General features: G+C 30.0%; 16 protein-coding genes and 1 pseudogene. 11 read left to right on the plus strand and 6 right to left on the minus strand.

What is annotated here, in order from left to right:
- Nucleotides 1-35: 35 nt before the first annotated feature.
- Both ACREVU_RS06965 and ACREVU_RS06970 read right to left on the minus strand, forming a co-directional pair.
- Nucleotides 36-569, minus strand: coding sequence for a YeeE/YedE thiosulfate transporter family protein (locus ACREVU_RS06965; protein WP_431550893.1), 534 nt, complete (start codon nucleotides 567-569; stop codon nucleotides 36-38).
- Nucleotides 570-621: 52 nt separating this feature from the next.
- Nucleotides 622-1,323: a YeeE/YedE thiosulfate transporter family protein gene (locus ACREVU_RS06970; RefSeq protein ID WP_431550894.1), complete on the minus strand. Its 702-nt coding sequence runs from the start codon at nucleotides 1,321-1,323 to the stop codon at nucleotides 622-624.
- A 206-nt stretch (nucleotides 1,324-1,529) separates the two neighbouring features.
- Here ACREVU_RS06970 and ACREVU_RS06975 point away from each other — a divergent pair, with 206 nt between their 5' ends.
- Nucleotides 1,530-2,426, plus strand: a complete 897-nt coding sequence (locus ACREVU_RS06975; RefSeq protein WP_431550895.1) for a LysR family transcriptional regulator — start codon at nucleotides 1,530-1,532, stop codon at nucleotides 2,424-2,426.
- Here the strand turns inward: ACREVU_RS06975 and ACREVU_RS06980 are convergent.
- Nucleotides 2,423-2,641, minus strand: coding sequence for a sulfurtransferase TusA family protein (locus tag ACREVU_RS06980; protein WP_431550896.1), 219 nt, complete (start codon nucleotides 2,639-2,641; stop codon nucleotides 2,423-2,425). The genes ACREVU_RS06975 and ACREVU_RS06980 overlap by 4 nt on opposite strands.
- A gap of 124 nt (nucleotides 2,642-2,765) precedes the next feature.
- Between ACREVU_RS06980 and rffA the strand changes: the two genes are divergently transcribed.
- The 6 genes from rffA to ACREVU_RS07010 are packed head-to-tail and all read left to right on the plus strand — an operon-like array spanning nucleotide 2,766 to nucleotide 8,434.
- Nucleotides 2,766-3,911, plus strand: coding sequence for a dTDP-4-amino-4,6-dideoxygalactose transaminase (gene rffA / locus ACREVU_RS06985; RefSeq protein WP_431550897.1), 1,146 nt, complete (start codon nucleotides 2,766-2,768; stop codon nucleotides 3,909-3,911).
- Between the two features lie 2 nt (nucleotides 3,912-3,913).
- Nucleotides 3,914-4,651, plus strand: coding sequence for a glycosyltransferase family 2 protein (locus ACREVU_RS06990; protein ID WP_431550898.1), 738 nt, complete (start codon nucleotides 3,914-3,916; stop codon nucleotides 4,649-4,651).
- 13 nt (nucleotides 4,652-4,664) lie between these two features.
- Nucleotides 4,665-5,894, plus strand: coding sequence for an ATP-grasp domain-containing protein (locus ACREVU_RS06995; protein WP_431550899.1), 1,230 nt, complete (start codon nucleotides 4,665-4,667; stop codon nucleotides 5,892-5,894).
- Between the two features lie 32 nt (nucleotides 5,895-5,926).
- Nucleotides 5,927-6,913, plus strand: a complete 987-nt coding sequence (locus ACREVU_RS07000; protein WP_431550900.1) for an ABC transporter substrate-binding protein — start codon at nucleotides 5,927-5,929, stop codon at nucleotides 6,911-6,913.
- Nucleotides 6,903-7,688 (plus strand): ABC transporter permease, encoded by a 786-nt coding sequence (locus ACREVU_RS07005; protein ID WP_431550901.1) that lies wholly within the window; start codon nucleotides 6,903-6,905, stop codon nucleotides 7,686-7,688. The genes ACREVU_RS07000 and ACREVU_RS07005 overlap by 11 nt, the downstream gene beginning before the upstream one ends.
- Nucleotides 7,685-8,434: an ABC transporter ATP-binding protein gene (locus ACREVU_RS07010; protein ID WP_431550902.1), complete on the plus strand. Its 750-nt coding sequence runs from the start codon at nucleotides 7,685-7,687 to the stop codon at nucleotides 8,432-8,434. Before ACREVU_RS07005 ends, ACREVU_RS07010 begins: the two co-directional genes overlap by 4 nt.
- Before the next feature lie 53 nt (nucleotides 8,435-8,487).
- Here the strand turns inward: ACREVU_RS07010 and ACREVU_RS07015 are convergent, their stop codons facing one another.
- Both ACREVU_RS07015 and ACREVU_RS07020 read right to left on the minus strand, forming a co-directional pair.
- The gene (locus ACREVU_RS07015; protein ID WP_431551053.1) at nucleotides 8,488-8,925 is read right to left on the minus strand and encodes a hypothetical protein; all 438 of its coding nucleotides are present in this window, start codon (nucleotides 8,923-8,925) and stop codon (nucleotides 8,488-8,490) included.
- A 450-nt stretch (nucleotides 8,926-9,375) separates the two neighbouring features.
- A pseudogene (locus ACREVU_RS07020) lies at nucleotides 9,376-9,978 on the minus strand (ArnT family glycosyltransferase); the annotation flags it as partial.
- Nucleotides 9,979-10,322: 344 nt separating this feature from the next.
- Between ACREVU_RS07020 and ACREVU_RS07025 the strand changes: the two are divergent.
- On the plus strand, nucleotides 10,323-11,255 hold the full coding sequence (locus ACREVU_RS07025; RefSeq protein ID WP_431550903.1) for a sulfurtransferase: 933 nt from the start codon (nucleotides 10,323-10,325) through the stop codon (nucleotides 11,253-11,255).
- Between the two features lie 167 nt (nucleotides 11,256-11,422).
- Complete coding sequence (locus ACREVU_RS07030) at nucleotides 11,423-12,385, plus strand: rhodanese-like domain-containing protein (protein WP_431550904.1); 963 nt, start codon at nucleotides 11,423-11,425, stop codon at nucleotides 12,383-12,385.
- Between the two features lie 60 nt (nucleotides 12,386-12,445).
- Here ACREVU_RS07030 and ACREVU_RS07035 read toward each other — a convergent pair whose 3' ends face one another.
- Nucleotides 12,446-13,222, minus strand: coding sequence for a 3'-5' exonuclease (locus tag ACREVU_RS07035; protein ID WP_431550905.1), 777 nt, complete (start codon nucleotides 13,220-13,222; stop codon nucleotides 12,446-12,448).
- A 288-nt stretch (nucleotides 13,223-13,510) separates the two neighbouring features.
- Between ACREVU_RS07035 and ACREVU_RS07040 the strand changes: the two genes are divergently transcribed.
- Nucleotides 13,511-14,074 (plus strand): class I SAM-dependent methyltransferase, encoded by a 564-nt coding sequence (locus tag ACREVU_RS07040; RefSeq protein WP_431550906.1) that lies wholly within the window; start codon nucleotides 13,511-13,513, stop codon nucleotides 14,072-14,074.
- A 16-nt stretch (nucleotides 14,075-14,090) separates the two neighbouring features.
- Complete coding sequence (locus ACREVU_RS07045) at nucleotides 14,091-16,259, plus strand: DNA topoisomerase III (protein WP_431550907.1); 2,169 nt, start codon at nucleotides 14,091-14,093, stop codon at nucleotides 16,257-16,259.
- Nucleotides 16,260-16,540: the final 281 nt, after the last annotated feature.

Below are 16,540 nucleotides of genomic sequence, written 5' to 3' on the forward strand. Positions count from 1 at the left end.
AGCTTTAATGCCCATAGCATTTTTCACATCTTTTTTTACATAAAGAATTTTACAAGTATTTTGCTCCCAGCTATTGCACCTATAAATAAAAATATGCCAAATATCCAACCGGAAAGTGATAGAGACGAAATACCGCTGTAAAAAGCTCCTATATTGCAACCTAGACCTATTCTTGCACCATATCCCATAAGTAAACCACCTAAAGATGCGGCAACTAATTGTTTTTTAGATTTAATTTTCTTTATCTTAAATTGTGATGCAAGTAAAGTTGAGAGTAAAGCACCAAATATAATTCCTAAATTTCTAATTGAACCAGGATCATTAAAAAATCCAGCATTTAGAGTTTCCTTAGAAGCACTACTACTAAAATAGTACCATTTATCAACACTTCCACCAACTGCGCCATATAACCAAGCACCCCAATTTACAAAAGCGGTAGTTAGGCCCCAAGGTTCACCAGTGGTAGCTAGAGTAACTATTTGGAATAAGGATAAAAGCACTGCACCTACAACATACGTCCAAGCATTTTTGAACCATTTTTTATAGAATTCATTATTTTTTATATCCAAAGTTATACCCCCAAGTGCTTATTTCTATTCTTTTATAGTATTAAATAATAAATTAATATTCTTCATTTTGCTTTTTTGTTTCCCATTTTTTAGCAAGTATATATAATATGGCAATTACTAAAAGTTGAACAAATATTGCTCCAAACCAACCTAGTATATCTGGAAGGAATATAGCTTTTCCTTTTGAAATAAGATTATCGTTCCACCAACCAAAATCATGTGCACCCCATAGTGAACCAATAATGAAAAAGAATAAGGCAAGCATTTGCATTGTGAAACCTTCTCCAACTCTCATTAGTGTACCAGAAGCGCATCCGCCTGCAATTACCATACCTATACCAAATATGAATGCACCTACTGCAGTTGCTATACTTATAGGAACTACATAACTTTGACCTGAAATTGGAAGTCCACACGCAAAATCACCATACTTAATTGCTGTAAAGCCAATTGAAGTTATAGCTAGTGCAATAAGAACAGCTCTTGTTAGCATTGTGTCACCAGTTAAATAGGGGTCTCTCATGGAGGAAGTAAAACAAAATCTGGATTTTTGTAGTATAAAGCCAAAGCTAATGCCAGTTAACCAATATAAACTCAATTTATCTGATACTGTAGATAGAAAAATACCAAAAAATACTAAAACAATGAATAATCCTATACCGAAAGGGATTTGGCTTTTGCTTAGTTTTCTTTTGAAAGTTGTAGATGAAGAACTGCTTCTTATGGAAGAATCACTTGTATTTATATCACCCATTGAATCACCCTCCTTATTTAGATATAAATTTAACAATATAACAACTTTAAATTAAGTACTATTTGGAATAGTATGTATTTAAGTAATTATAGCATATAAGAATAAGTTATGGCACAATATATTGTTAAGGTAGAAATTATGCTATAATTAACTAAAATAAAATTTTGGGGAAATAAAATAAACAATAGATATCAAGGGGTGGTATTATGCATATAGAATGTTTTCAATATTTTAATGAAGTAGCAGCATTTAAAAGCATTTCAAAGGTAGCAAATAGTTCTCATATTTCACAATCAGCATTAAGCCAACAAATACAAAAGTTAGAGGATAGCTTAGGATATAAACTTTTAGAAAGAAGTAATCGAGGGGTTGAGCTTACAGAGGAAGGTAAGATTGTTCAAAAATATGGTGGAAATATGATAAGAACCTATAATAAGATGGTAGAAGATTTAAAGGATTTATATAAGTCCAATGGTACTATAAGAATAGATTCATGTTATACAATAGCAACTTATGCTTTGCCTTGTTCAATGTACAGTATTAAAGAAAAATTCCCACATCATAATTATAAACTATCCACTAATTTCTCTAATGATGTAGAACAAAATATTTTAAATAATATTTGTGATTTGGGGTTCATTTATGGTAAACCAAAGGACAGTTCTCTGGAATATTTTAAAGTGGGTATAGATAGGTTGATGCTAGTTTCATGTCCAAAGCTTAATAATCCTGCAGAAATTCAAAGTGAAGAATTAACAAAACATTCTATTATTATGTTAGCAGACAAATTGGAAATAGAAGAAAAGTTGGATAAATATCTAAAAACTATAGGTCATAGTTTTAAAGATTTAAATGTAGTGTTCAATCTTGATTCCATAGAATCTGTTAAATCATTAGTTCTTAATGGTAATTCAATGTCGTTTTTGCCTTATGTATCTATTAAAAAGGAGCTATATACAAAACAGCTTGTGGAAACTGTGGTTAACGGACTAGACATGAGATATGAAGTATACCTTGTAAATAAAAAAAGTGCTTATGATGATAATAGTGTAAAAGAATTCATAGAATATTTTAAAAAAGTAGGAAAAAATAGTTTTTGCTAAAGTTTTGTTATGATAATTTCCCATACTCCATTCATTACCTCATCACTTTCAAAGGAATGATTTTTATTGGAGTAATGGTTTTTTATGGATTCAGCAACACAACTATGGTCGGTTATAACTTTTATTGATATACCTGGTTTCGTTTTTTTTAGTTCCTTTTTTATTTTAAGAATTGGAATTGGGCACATATCACCTAAACAATCGATTGTATTCATATAATCAACCTCACTTTGCTAAAATAATTACTTGTATCTATATAATAACCTAGTAGCTACACAAATATCAATATAAACTAGTATAATAACTTTTTAAAATTTATAAACTAAGTGGTGATAAATTATGAAGATACCTTTTAACAAGATATATTACGAAGGAAGAGAATTAACATACATTAAAGATGCTATGGAAAGAGAATCTATAAGTGGAGATGGATATTATACGGAGCTTGTTACAAAATTTTTAAAGAAACACTTTTCTATAAACAATCTTTTAATGACCACATCAGCAACACATGCCTTAGAGATGGCAGCAATATTAATAGGCATAAAACCTGGGGATGAAGTTATAATGCCATCATTTACTTTTCCATCAACTGCTAATGCAATAATGTTACATGGTGGAATCCCTGTATTTGCTGAAATACAGGAGAGTACTTTAAATATAGATCCTATAGATATAAAAAATAAAATTACAAATAAAACTAAAGCCATATTACCGGTTCACTATGGCGGTGTAAGCTGTGATATGGACAAAATTATGAACATAGCAACAGAAAATAATTTATTTGTTATTGAAGATGCAGCACAAGCCGTAAACTCAAAATATAAAAATAAGTTTCTTGGAACGGTAGGACATATTGGCTGTTATAGCTTTCATGGAACTAAAAGTTATGTTAGTGGGGAAGGTGGAGCTATAGCAATAAATTGTAACAATACCGATTTAGTAAAGCGGGCAGAGATTATAAGACAAAAGGGAACTAACAGAAATGAATTTTTGCGTGGAGAGGTGGATAAATATAGTTGGGTTGATATAGGATCAAGCTATACACCAGCAGATGTTTTAATGGCTATGTTGTATGCGCAAATTCAAAATTTGGATGAAATTAAAGAAAAAAGAAAAGTAATTAGTAATTATTATAATAAAAGTATTGCTAAGTATATTAAAAGAGGAATAATTGAAAAAAGTACGTTTATACCAAGTGAATGTGAATCTAATTATCATTTGTTTTATTTGATATTTGCAAACGAAAAAATTAGAGATGGAGTTATTTGTAAGCTAAGAGAAAGTGAAATTTATGCATTAACACATTTTATGCCACTCCACTGCTCTAAAAAAGGAATTGAGCTCGGATATAATATGGGAGATTTACCGATAACTGAAAAAGTAAGTAAATGTTTGCTTAGATTACCTATGTACACGGAAATGAGCAACGATGAAATGCATTATGTTATAGTTAAATTAATACAAATTCTAGAGGAGATATAAATATGCAGGAAAGCATATCCGTAGTAGTACCTGTTTATAATAGTGAGCATTCATTAGAGCACTTTTATAATGTTCTTTCAAAGGAACTAAAGAAAATTTGTGGTGATTATGAAATAATTATGATTGATGATGGAAGCATTGATAATAGTTACGAGAAAATGGAAAAGCTACATAGTATAGATTCTAGAGTTAAGATAATTCAGTTAGATGGAAATTTTGGCCAACAAAATGCATTGATGTGTGGGTTTCATTATTCAAGTGGAGAATATGTTGTTACAATGGATGATGATTTGCAACATCCACCTGAAGAAATTTATAAATTAAAGGAAAAAATAGATGAGGGATATGATGTAGTTTATGGTATTCCTATAATAAAAAAACATTCTATTTATAGAAAATTGGGTTCTAAAATGACTGATTATATGTTTAATAATATATGTTCAAAACCTAGAAACATCAAAGTGAGTAGCTTTAGAATAATAAGAAAAAACATTATAAATGAGATATTAAAGGATAACACATCCTTTGTGTATATTTCAGCAATAACTTTTAAAAATACCAGAAGCATTTCTAATGTAGAGGTTAAACATAATATACGAAAATATGGAAAATCCAACTATGATTTTTGTAAACTTTTAAAATTATATATTAAATTATATTTGTATTATTCAAACCATAAAATTTTTAAAGTTATTACATCCTCTAAGGAACAATTCAAAATAAAATATAAAAAATTATAAAGGAGAAATATAAATGAAATTACTAATACTGGGTGGAGGTAATTGCCAATTAAATGCTATTTTAAGGGCAAAACAAAAGGGACATACTGTTATAGTTTCAGATTATTATGAGGATGCTCCTGGAAAAAAACATTGTGATTATTGTGAACTCGCTAGTACATTTAACATAGATGATAATGTAACCATTTCTAAAAAATACAACATAGATGGGATTTTAACACTGGGAACTGATCAACCGGTTTACACTGTAGCAAGTGTTGCAAAAGAGGCGAAACTTCCTAGTTTTCTTGATTTAGATACAGCAAAAGCAGTTACTAATAAGAAGATTATGAAAAATATATTTAAACGTAACTCGGTGCCTACAGCTAAGTTTGCGTTTCTAAAAAGTGATTTTAGAGATTGTGAATTAGAACATATAACTTTTCCAGTGGTAATTAAACCTTTAGATAGTCAGGGACAAAGAGGAGTATATAAATTAAATTCAATTAAGCAGATTAGAGAATGTTTTGATGATGTGCTTAGTTATTCCAGAGAAGAGGAAGCACTAGTTGAAGAATATTATGAAAATGATGAAATCACAGTTAGTGGTTGGGTAGAAAACGATAATACTCATGTGCTTACAATAACTGACAGGGTTACCTATGATAATTATCCAAGTATTGGGGTGTGCACTGCTCATGATTTTCCATCAAAGCATTTTGAAAGTTATGCAAAAGAGATTATAGAAATAACAAAAAATATAGTGAAGTGCTTTAAAATACATAATGGACCTATATATTTTCAAATGCTTATTGGGAAAGAGGGAATAAAAGTTAATGAGATTGCCTGTAGAATAGGTGGCGCTTATGAAGATGAATTTATACCTCGTTTAACGGGAATAGATATATTAGATATGGTTATTGATTATTCACTTGGGGAAAATATTGATTATACCAGGCTTAGAGAATATGATGTATTAAATAACAATAAAAAACTTTCAGTTCAATTACTATTTGCAAAACCAGGTATCATAAAGGCTATAGGAGATTTGTGTAAAGTTAAAGATTTGCCTGGAATAATTAATGCTAAACTTAATTTTAAAACAGGTGATGAGATAAAAGAAATTACGGATGCTACCCAGAGAGTGGGATATATGATAATTGAAGGTAATAGTTACAAAGATTTAAAGGACAATATAGACAGAGCATTTGATAACATAGCAATATATGATGAAAATAATAGTAATATGATTATTGTGTTTTAAATTATTATAATGACAGGGAGAATGTACGTATTATGAAAAAAAAATTTCTTATAAGAAACATATTTATAATAGGTTTAATTATAGGTATATTATCTTTAATGGGATGCTCAGCTATAAATGAAAAAAAAGATGCTAAAAATAATATTAGTATTGCAGAACAATTTGGGTTAGCATATGCGCCTATACAAATAATGAAAGAAAATAAAATATTAGAAAAAAATTACCCGGGGGTTAAAATTGACTGGAAGCAGCTAGGAAATACTGCAGCCATTCGTGAAGCAATGTTATCAAACCAAGTAGATGTGGGATTTATGGCTATTCCACCTTTTTTAATAGGCCTCGATAAGGGGATGGAGTGGAAGATAGCTTCTGGATTATCTGAAAGTCCAGTAGTTCTAGTAACAAATAAAGAAAACATAAAATCAATAAAAGATTTTTCCAGCAGTGATAGGATAGCACTTCCCCAACCTGGAAGTGTGCAACATATGCTACTTTCTATGCAATGTGAAAAAGATTTTGGAGATGCTAAAAAGCTAGACAATTTACTTGTGACATTAGCTCATCCGGATGCAATGAATGCGCTACTTTCAGCTAAAGATATTACAGCACATTTTAGTACACCACCTTATTTGTTTAAAGAGTTAGAACAAAACAATATTCATCAAATATTAAATGGAAAGGATGCTATAGGTGTAGATTTTACATTTGTTGTGGGGGTAACAACAAATAAATTTCATGACACAAAGCCAGAACTATATATAGCCTTAATAAGTTCCATAAAAGAGTCTATTCAATTTATTCAAAATAATCCTGATAAGTCTTCTGAGATATTGGCTGCAATATATAAGCTTTCTAAAGTGGAAGTTCTTAAATATATAACTAATAAAGATATGATATATACGGACGAGGTTAAAGGTGTAGATGAGTTTGCAAAATTTATGAAAGTGAATAATTATATTTCAAATGAGTTTAGTGATAGAAATAGCATGATGTGGAAAGAAGTTAATTATGAAAAGTAGACTAACAAACAGTAAAATATTTTACAAATTATTTTGGAGTATTATCTTAATTATTATATGGCAAATCATATATGCATCGAGGAGATTTTCTCCACTGATTTTTCCTTCTGTTTTCGCAATAGTAAACTCCCTATGTAAATCTATAGCTAGTGGCGAAATTATATATGGAACCATATATTCATTAGAGTTAATATTAAAGGGACTTAGCATAGGGCTGGTTTTGGCTGTTATTTTATCATCGCTTGCAATACTATTTAAACCATTTAGTGGGCTTGTAGAAACATTAGTAAGTATTGCTCACCCACTTCCAGGAATTGCATTATTGCCTTTAATTATATTATGGTTTGGAGCAGGAGAGATATCTATTATTTTTATTATTGTTCACTCGGTAGTATGGCCCTTAGTCTTAAATTTACTAACTGGATTTAAATCAATTCCAAGTATATATAAGCAAGTTGGAAATAACTATGGTCTTAACTCTTTTGAAATTATAAGACACATAATGCTTCCTGCATCCTTACCATATTTTTTAACTGGGATGAGGATATCCTGGGCAAGAGCCTGGAGAGCACTTATAAGTGCAGAAATGATTTTTGGGGCAGCTGGAGGGAAAGGAGGCCTGGGCTGGTTTATTTTTAAGAATAGGGTATTTATGGATACGACCGGCATATTTGCAGGGTTGATTGTTATAGTGTTAATTGGAATGATAGTTGAAGATTTAATTTTTGATAAATTAGAAAAAGTAACTATAAAAAAATGGGGAATGACTATATGATTCTTGAGATAAAAAATATTGCAAAGCACTTCGTTCAAAATGGGAATAAATTAGAGGTACATAGTGGCTTGAGCTTTAGTGTAAATGAAGGTGAGTTTCTATGTGTACTTGGGCCCTCTGGTTGTGGTAAATCTACACTGCTAAAAGAAATAGCAGGTTTTGAAAAAGTAGATTCGGGCTCTATTACTATGGATGGAAATGAAATCTCAGGACCTGGAATAAACAGAATTATGGTATTTCAAGATTCTGATCAACTATTCCCATGGAAAACAGTCTTACAGAATGTTATTTTTCCACTGAAGGTAAATAAAATTGGTGATTCTAATAGAGAAAGAGAAAACATCGCAAGAAAATACATAGAAATGGTTAAGTTAAATGATTTTTGTGATTACTATCCTCATCAACTCTCGGGGGGGATGAAGCAAAGAGTAGCTCTTATTCGTGCACTTGTTATAAACCCTAAAATATTACTAATGGATGAGCCTTTTGGTAGCGTAGATGCGGTGACTAGGGATGAACTTCAACAAATGCTTTTGTCCTTGAGAGAAAATATTAATGTAACTATCATTTTTGTAACTCATGATATACATGAAGCTATTTTACTTTCGAATCGTATTATAGTAATGGGCACGGGTCCTCATAATATCAAAAGAATAATTGAAAATAATATATCTTTTCCAAGGAAAGATAATCATAAAGAAATTTTTTATATGCATGAAGAATTAAACGAATTAATAAAAAGTTAAAGTAATAACATTTATGGTGGAATAAAGTCCATTATATGTTATTACTTTAATTTTTAATATTGTACCTTGTATATTTTTATAGTCCAATCTTTTTCATTTATGTATCTAGCTATTCTAGTGCCATAAGTTTTATCGACAAATTCATTAATTAAAGTACAATTATTTTCTAAGAAGTTTTTCATATCTTTATAATAGTAAAGATTACCATAAAAAGCATCCCATTTGGGGCTTTCGTTATTAATAGTGTCCATTTCTTCTGGGTAAATAATAAACTTAATTTTATATTTGTAAATATAGTCTTTAAAGGCCATATTATTTTCTTTTAAAAATGCTAGATTTCTATAGTCATGAAGTTTACCATTATTGAAATAGTATTCAGAATTTAAATTAGCTAAAACCACATCATCCTTTTGGACTGATTTTGATATGTTATTTAGATAATTATTGTAATCTTCACTACTAAAAGGATATATATTAATTATTGTATTCATTGTAATGAGTAAACATAATCCAGCGGTAACAATATATTTATAAGGTGTTAATAAATTTCCTAGTAAATAAGTAATTAAAATATAAAATAGAGGGAACTGAAAAATAATGCTAGTTTGATTGTATCTACCAATCAATATAATACCTAAATTTAAAGATATGATTGCTAAAAGTATACTAACTATTTGTTGGACTTTTATTTTATCCTTTGTAAAAAATAATTTTAATAATGTTAATAAGAAAGAAGATATGAAAATAAAAAATTGAAATTTAATATTAGGGGTATAGTAGGTACCACTTATTCCATAATAAAGTTTGTAATAAAAATACTTAAATTCACTTAGCTTTTGAAAAAGTGAATAGTGTACATTGAGTTGTTTTCCATAGTTAAAATAATCACTAAAAAAATTAGGGTCAAAAGATAAACTTAATAGTACAAATATACAACAAAAGACTAAGAGTGTAAGGCAATACACAAGAAGATTAGTGAGTTTTAATTTTTTAGTAAATAGTACATTGTAAAGATAAATAGATACAAAGGGTAGAGCTATTATGAAGCTGTTGGGATGCACACCTATACCTATACCAATAATACAACCTAGGATTAAATCCTGTTTAAAACTATGATTATTAATATTTTTAATAGTGAAATATAATCCATAAATTAGAAGAAATAAAATAACAATTTCTTGTCTTGCAAAATGAGACGCATATATAAATTGAATATCTATTGCTAAAAATATTGAAGCAATAATTGACCTGGTGGAAGAGCAAAAAATTTCATTGCATAGTTTGTAAAAAAAATACAAAGTTAGAGAACTAAAAATCAAGGAAATTAATCTAACACTAAATATATTATAACCTAGTATTTTAATAAAGATAATTTGAAGACTATGGAAGATAATTTTAATTGCGTGAGGATTTCGTGGATATAAGTCAAAAAATGTTTCTGTTGAAGAAAAATCTTTAGTTTCAAGAATATTTCTTGATAAGCCACTAAGCCAAGATTCATCAGAATGAATAGTGGGGAAATGGGTTAGAAAACTTAAATTCACAAAATAATAAACAAATAATAATATAAATAACTTCCTATTTTGGCTAAGAGTTTTTTTTAGAAATTTCAATATTTTTTCACCTCAAAGTAAGAAAAGATTTTAACAGCGATATGGATACAAATTGTGTTAATAAATTATAACATATGTTGAAGTAGGAATATAAATGAAATGCATATCTAAAAATGAAATGCAATATTAAAAACTGTTATATCCGAATCTAAAACATATAAAGTATAATGAATGTATTATGTATAATATTTAACAAACTTATTAAAATTTTATTTGGTTTAGATTTATTTATATACTAGAATTTATTTATATACAAAAAGAATGGGGGAAATGAAATGAAATATATGTCAAGACTATTTGCGGTAGCAATGATTTTATCATTAGCAATCTTAACAGTGGGATGTGGAACTAGTAATTCTGGAAACGAGATTATTGGTGCAAAACAGGCTTTAGAATTAGTTAAGAAAGATAACGTACTTTTAGTGGGTGTTCAAAACCCTGAAACAAATTTATATGCTGATAAACATGTGAAGGGTGCTGTAAAGATAGATCTTAGTGAGGTTGTTACTAACGATCCAGTTGTTAATATGTTAGCATCAAAAGAGCAAATAGAAAAATTAATGAGTGAAAGAGGAATTTCAAATAACACAACAGTAGTAATCTATGATACTAACAATAATATGGATTCTGCAAGAGTGTGGTGGACTTTAAAGGTTTATGGGCATGAAAACGTTAAAGTAGTTAGTGGCGGTATGGCGGCGCTTAAAAATGCCGGTGCAGAAATTACATCTGAAGTGCCAGAGATTAAGCCTTCAAAGTATGTAGCTAAAGTTAAAAATAATGACATGATTGCTACAATAGATGAGGTGAAAGCTCAAGTTACAAGCCCAAACAAAAACACTATATTGCTTGATACTAGATCGCAAGATGAATATGCGGCAGGAACAATTCCAGGATCAGTGCTTTTAAATTATATTAATAATGATTATAGTGATGGAACTTATAAACCAGTTCAGGTAATAAAAATACAATATATAGAAAGTAAGATAAAATCTAATAATAATGTGATAATGTATTGTAAAACATCAGTTAGAGGAGCTCAAACATATTTGGCATTATATAATGCTGGATATAGAAATCTTAAACTATATGATGGTGCTTGGGTAGAATGGTCATCAAAGGGTGCATTGCCTATTCAAAAACAAGATGCAGGTGAAAAACCATCAGCACCTAAAGCTGCGCCAGCAGGGGCACAAGATGCATCATAAAACTAATGAATAATTGTAAAATTCTAAAAAAAGTTATATGCATATAACTTTTCTTAATGCAGTATAATTAATTCAATATTCCAAGCATGTATTTTATTGATATAATAAAATTGTTAATAAAATAACATGTCTAATAAAAAAATATCAATTAAATAGGGGGAGTAAATATGAAAAAAAATAAAATTTTATCAAGTTTATTAGTTTTATCAGTTGTATTATCATTAGTGGGTTGTGCAACTAAACCTGATACCACAAAGGTTACAACTACAGAGCCTACTAAAACAGAAACTTCTACTAATGCTGTAGTGAAAAATGTGGTAGCTGATGCAGCTAATGGTTACTTTGCAAATATGCCTGAGGATAATTATAAAATTTCTGAAAAAACTTTTGTTGCAGATGTAAAAGCAGGTAAGGATATGTATATTTTAGATATAAGGCAAGCTGTTGATTATGCTAAAGGGCATATTAAAGGAGCTATAAATGATCCATGGGGAACGGCAATAAGTGATAATCTAGATAAATTACCAAAAGGAAAAACAATAATGCTATACTGCTATACAGGGCAAACAGCAGGACAAACAGTTGCACTATTAAATATGGCAGGATTTGATGTAAAGTCAGTAAACTTAGGATACAATTTAGGAATATCTAAAGTTGCTGGAGTAAAAGACATTACAGAAACTAAAGTAAATGAATTTCCTAAAGTAGATTCATTAGAAATAAAACCTGAAATTAAAACTGCTATAGAAAATTATTATAAGGGCTTAGCTGCTGTTGAAAATACACAGTTTAAACATTATAAAATTAGTGAAGATGATGCTAAAAAATTATTAGATGCAAAAGATAGTAGTGTAGTATTCCTTTCTGTAAGAAAGGCTGAAGACTTTGCAAAAGGCCATATTGCAGGAGCAACAAATATTGCTTGGGGAAAAGGAATGCAAGAAAAGTTTACTGCATTACCAAAAGACAAGAAGATTATAGTTTACTGTTATACTGGACAAACAGCAGGGCAAACAGTTGCTGGACTAAAAATGCTAGGATATGATGCAGTATCACTAAATGGTGGTATGGGCACAGCAGCAAATGCTCCAAATGGATGGGCTAATAAAGGATTTCCTGTAGTAAAATAATATTAATATTTACCTCTAATATATTTTATATGTTAGAGGCTTTTTCTATATATAAGTAGGTTATTTATCTGGGATTTCAGAGGATTTAATTTGAAATTGGTTTGTTTTACCCATAATATAAGCTAATTTAATTATAGATTCTTCTTCCTTTGTCATTTGTCTTTCAAACATCTTTTCAAATTGTTTCATTAAATTATAAAAATCAATTTTGTAATTTTCATTACTGGATCTGTTTAAACTTGTGTTTTTATAAGGATTATATATTTTAATTTTTATTTCACTGTTATAAATCTTTTTGAAAACTTCAGCAGTATAATATGCATCATTAAAAGCATTATGTAATTGATTTTCAATGGGTATATCTAGTAGTTTAGCTGCATTACTTAGCCCGATATTAATTCCTTTTTTGCAATGAAGAGCCTTAGAAGCATAGGATTGAATATTTATGTAGTCCGTGGGAATGGAGGTTTCATCTAATTCATGATATTCTATATTACGAAATAATTCTTTTATATCTGCCGCACCCCAAACACAAAGCACACAGTGGTCATGACTTATAAACTGTATAAACTCACTATACATTTCTTTGAAGGATTTGCCTTCATTCAATTCATCCATTGTTAGTCCGGTAAGTTTTTTTACAAAAGGATTAAGAGTAGTATATATTTCCGGTTTTATTAATATATCAAGAGTTGAAATCTGCTGGAAATTCTCATCTAACTTTATTGCACCTATCTGAATTATTTCGAAAGGACATTTAGGGTTTATTACATTTTCAGTCTCTACTCCGAAATTGTAACCTTGATTAAATTCTAAATCAAATACTATATAATTCATTAATTTACCTCTAAATTCATTTTGAATTTTTTGAATGTACTCTAAATATTATATCATTTATGCGAATAAAAAGCACTTTAACGATATTATAACGTCATGGAGTGGGATTTTATTGTGCTTGAGAATAGAACTTAATTGAACATAGGGTATAAACTACTTTATGTGTATGAAATAGTTTATAATATGTAGTGTAGATATTATATGTTGGTTATAATAAGTGATATTTAAATATATACAAGGAAATGTTGTAGTAACTTATAATTTAAGAAGAACTTTGGAGGAATAATTATGTTAGATGTAAATATAAAAGGTATTGATTTGAAATTTAATACATCAAACGAGGTGTTTTCACCTCAGAATGTTGATAAAGGTACTTCAGCAATGTTATCAACTGTTGAATTTAAGACTAATGATAAAGTATTAGATTTAGGTTGTGGTTATGGTATAGTTGGAATATTAGCTGCAAAAATAGTAGGTGCGTCAAATGTAGTTATGACTGATGTAGATGTTTCAGCAGTAAAACTTGCAAGTGAAAACATTACATTAAATGATATTGAAGGAATTGGGCTATACCAAAGTGATGGATTTAAAAATATCCATGACAAAGAATTTAATTTAATTCTATCTAATCCTCCATACCATGTGGATTTTTCTGTTCCAAAGGAATTTATTGAAAAAGGATTTAATAGATTAGTGGTTGGTGGAAAAATGTTTATGGTTACTAAAAGAAAAGATTGGTATAAAAATAAGTTAATTTCAATTTTTGGTGGTGTGAAAATAAGCGAAATAGATGGTTATTATGTTTTCATGGCAGAAAAGAAAACTACTACATATTCTAATAAGAAAAAATAGAGAGGAAGTTTTACATATGGGAAAAACATTAGTTTTGGCAGAAAAACCTTCTGTTGGAAAAGAACTAGCAAAAAGCTTACATTGTACTCAAGGTGGGAATGGATATTTAATGGGACAAAAGTATATTGTAACTTGGGCACTAGGACATCTTGTTACATTAGCTGGACCAGAGGATTATGACCAAAAATATAAAAGTTGGAGAATGGAAGATCTGCCTATGCTACCAAAGGATTTAAAATTGGTAGTTATTAAGGAAACTTCAAAGCAATATAAGGTTGTGCACGAACTTCTTAAAAGAGCTGATGTAGATGAACTCGTTATAGCCACTGATGCGGGGCGAGAAGGAGAACTTGTTGCACGTTGGATTATCCAAAAGGCGGGGTTTAAAAAGCCTATAAAGAGGCTATGGATTTCCTCCCAAACTGAAAAAGCAATAAAAGATGGGTTTGCGAATCTTAAACCTGGAAGAGATTATGAAAACCTATTTTGGGCAGCACAATCAAGAGCAGAAGCAGATTGGCTAATAGGACTCAACGTAACTAGGGCACTAACTTGTAAATATAATGCTCAATTATCAGCGGGAAGGGTACAAACACCGACCTTAGCACTTATTGTTGATAGAGAAAATGAAATAAAGAAGTTTGTTGGAGTGGACTTCTGGACTGTAAATGGTAAGGTAAATAACTTTACAGTGCATTGGTCAAGTAAGAATGGAGAATCGCGCACCTTTGACAAGAAAAAGGCAGAAGAGGTAGTAATCAAGGTAAATAATCAGATGGGTACCGTAGTAGAAGTAAACAAAACCTCTAAAAAAGAACTTCCACCACTTGCATATGATTTAACAGAGCTTCAAAGGGATGCAAATAGAAAATTTGGGTATTCAGCAAAGCAAACCCTTAATTTAATGCAGAGATTATATGAAAACCATAAAATATTATCATATCCAAGGACAGACTCAAGACATATTACTACAGATATCGTACCAACGTTAATTGATAGATTAAAGAGTATAGCTATAGGACCATATGAAAAAGCCGCTAGAAATATAATAAAAAATAGAATTCATACTACAAATAGACTTGTGGACAATAGTAAGGTATCAGATCATCATGCCATAATTCCTACAGAGCAGCATGTGGATTTATCTAGCTTAAACAGAGAAGAAAAAACTATTTATGACTTAGTTGTAAAAAGATTTTTAGAAGTCTTAAGTCCAGCTTTCGAGTATGAACAAACTACTGTAAAAATAGATGTAAAAGGTGAAAGTTTTTCTGCAAAAGGAAAAATAGTTAAATCAAAAGGCTGGAGAGAAATAAGCAGTTCTGGCGATGGAGAAGATAAAGATCAATCTCTTCCACCTATAAATAAAGGTGAAGCTGTTAAACTTACTTTGGTCAGGTCTGTAAATGAAAAGACGAAGCCACCAGCAAGATATAATGAAGCAACGCTGCTTACCGCTATGGAGCATCCAGGCAAAGATATACAAGATGAGAGTTTAAGGGAAGCCTTGGATAATACCTCAGGGCTTGGAACTTCCGCCACTCGTGCAGATATAATTGAAAAACTATTTAGCATCTTTTATATGGAGAGACGCGGTAAAGATATTTTCCCAACTTCAAAAGGAATACAATTAATAGGCTTAGTTCCAGTGGAATTAAAATCGCCAGAGCTTACTGCTAAGTGGGAGAAACAGCTTCAACTTATAAGTAAGGGAAAAGCAAATTCTATGAATTTCGTAAAGGATATGAGAGAATATGCGGTGAAACTTGTGAAAAATGTTGCAGCTTCAAGCGAAATATACAAGCACGATAATGTTACAAGGGTTAAATGCCCAGAGTGTAGTAAGTATCTTCTTGAGGTTAACGGTAAAAGGGGTAAAATGCTTATATGTCCAGATAGAGAATGTGGATATCGTAAGGGTGTATCACAAGTTTCAAATGCTCGTTGCCCTACTTGTCATAAGAAAATGGAGATTAGAGGCGATGGAGACAATAAAATTTTCGCTTGTAGTTGTGGTTATAGAGAAAAACTTTCAGCATTCACTAAGCGCCGAGATAAAGAAAAAGGTGCTTTAGATAAAAAAGATGTTAGTAGATTTTTAAATCAGCAGAATAAGAAAGAGGAACCTGTAAATTCTGGTAATTCGGCTATGGCTGAGGCTTTTGCTAAGTTAAATTTGAAATAGTAAAAAAATAACATGATGTCTAAGTGAGTGGTTGCTTATACATCATGTTATTTTTTTGTAAATCCATACCTATGGGAGCACAGTTTTACACCTTTAGATAATTTAGGAGAAGGTAATATTTTCAATTGCCAACAAATATTAATTTATTATAAACACAGTGTGAGAGAAATATTTTTGCGTCTTAATTGTAAAAGCTAGTTATAATCACAATAATACACTGGAATTTATATTTGTTGAAGTTTTATTAAATTAGAGACACTGACGCATTAACTAAAAATTCA

The organism is Clostridium sp., assembly GCF_050717535.1.
GTDB lineage: Bacteria > Bacillota > Clostridia > Clostridiales > Clostridiaceae > Clostridium_AD.

Excerpts from the sequence above, each read along its gene's own strand:
- ACREVU_RS06975 (WP_431550895.1), top strand. The coding sequence starts at position 1,530 with ATGCATATAGAATGTTTTCAATATTTTAATGAAGTAGCAGCATTTAAA.
- ACREVU_RS06995 (WP_431550899.1), top strand. The coding sequence starts at position 4,665 with ATGAAATTACTAATACTGGGTGGAGGTAATTGCCAATTAAATGCTATT.
- ACREVU_RS06990 (WP_431550898.1), top strand. The coding sequence starts at position 3,914 with ATGCAGGAAAGCATATCCGTAGTAGTACCTGTTTATAATAGTGAGCAT.
- ACREVU_RS07010 (WP_431550902.1), top strand. The coding sequence starts at position 7,685 with ATGATTCTTGAGATAAAAAATATTGCAAAGCACTTCGTTCAAAATGGG.
- ACREVU_RS07045 (WP_431550907.1), top strand. The coding sequence starts at position 14,091 with ATGGGAAAAACATTAGTTTTGGCAGAAAAACCTTCTGTTGGAAAAGAA.
- ACREVU_RS06980 (WP_431550896.1), bottom strand. The coding sequence starts at position 2,641 with ATGAATACAATCGATTGTTTAGGTGATATGTGCCCAATTCCAATTCTT.
- ACREVU_RS07015 (WP_431551053.1), bottom strand. The coding sequence starts at position 8,925 with ATGAATACAATAATTAATATATATCCTTTTAGTAGTGAAGATTACAAT.
- ACREVU_RS07025 (WP_431550903.1), top strand. The coding sequence starts at position 10,323 with ATGAAATATATGTCAAGACTATTTGCGGTAGCAATGATTTTATCATTA.
- rffA (WP_431550897.1), top strand. The coding sequence starts at position 2,766 with ATGAAGATACCTTTTAACAAGATATATTACGAAGGAAGAGAATTAACA.
- ACREVU_RS07035 (WP_431550905.1), bottom strand. The coding sequence starts at position 13,222 with ATGAATTATATAGTATTTGATTTAGAATTTAATCAAGGTTACAATTTC.
- ACREVU_RS06970 (WP_431550894.1), bottom strand. The coding sequence starts at position 1,323 with ATGGGTGATATAAATACAAGTGATTCTTCCATAAGAAGCAGTTCTTCA.
- ACREVU_RS07040 (WP_431550906.1), top strand. The coding sequence starts at position 13,511 with ATGTTAGATGTAAATATAAAAGGTATTGATTTGAAATTTAATACATCA.
- ACREVU_RS07030 (WP_431550904.1), top strand. The coding sequence starts at position 11,423 with ATGAAAAAAAATAAAATTTTATCAAGTTTATTAGTTTTATCAGTTGTA.
- ACREVU_RS07005 (WP_431550901.1), top strand. The coding sequence starts at position 6,903 with ATGAAAAGTAGACTAACAAACAGTAAAATATTTTACAAATTATTTTGG.
- ACREVU_RS07000 (WP_431550900.1), top strand. The coding sequence starts at position 5,927 with ATGAAAAAAAAATTTCTTATAAGAAACATATTTATAATAGGTTTAATT.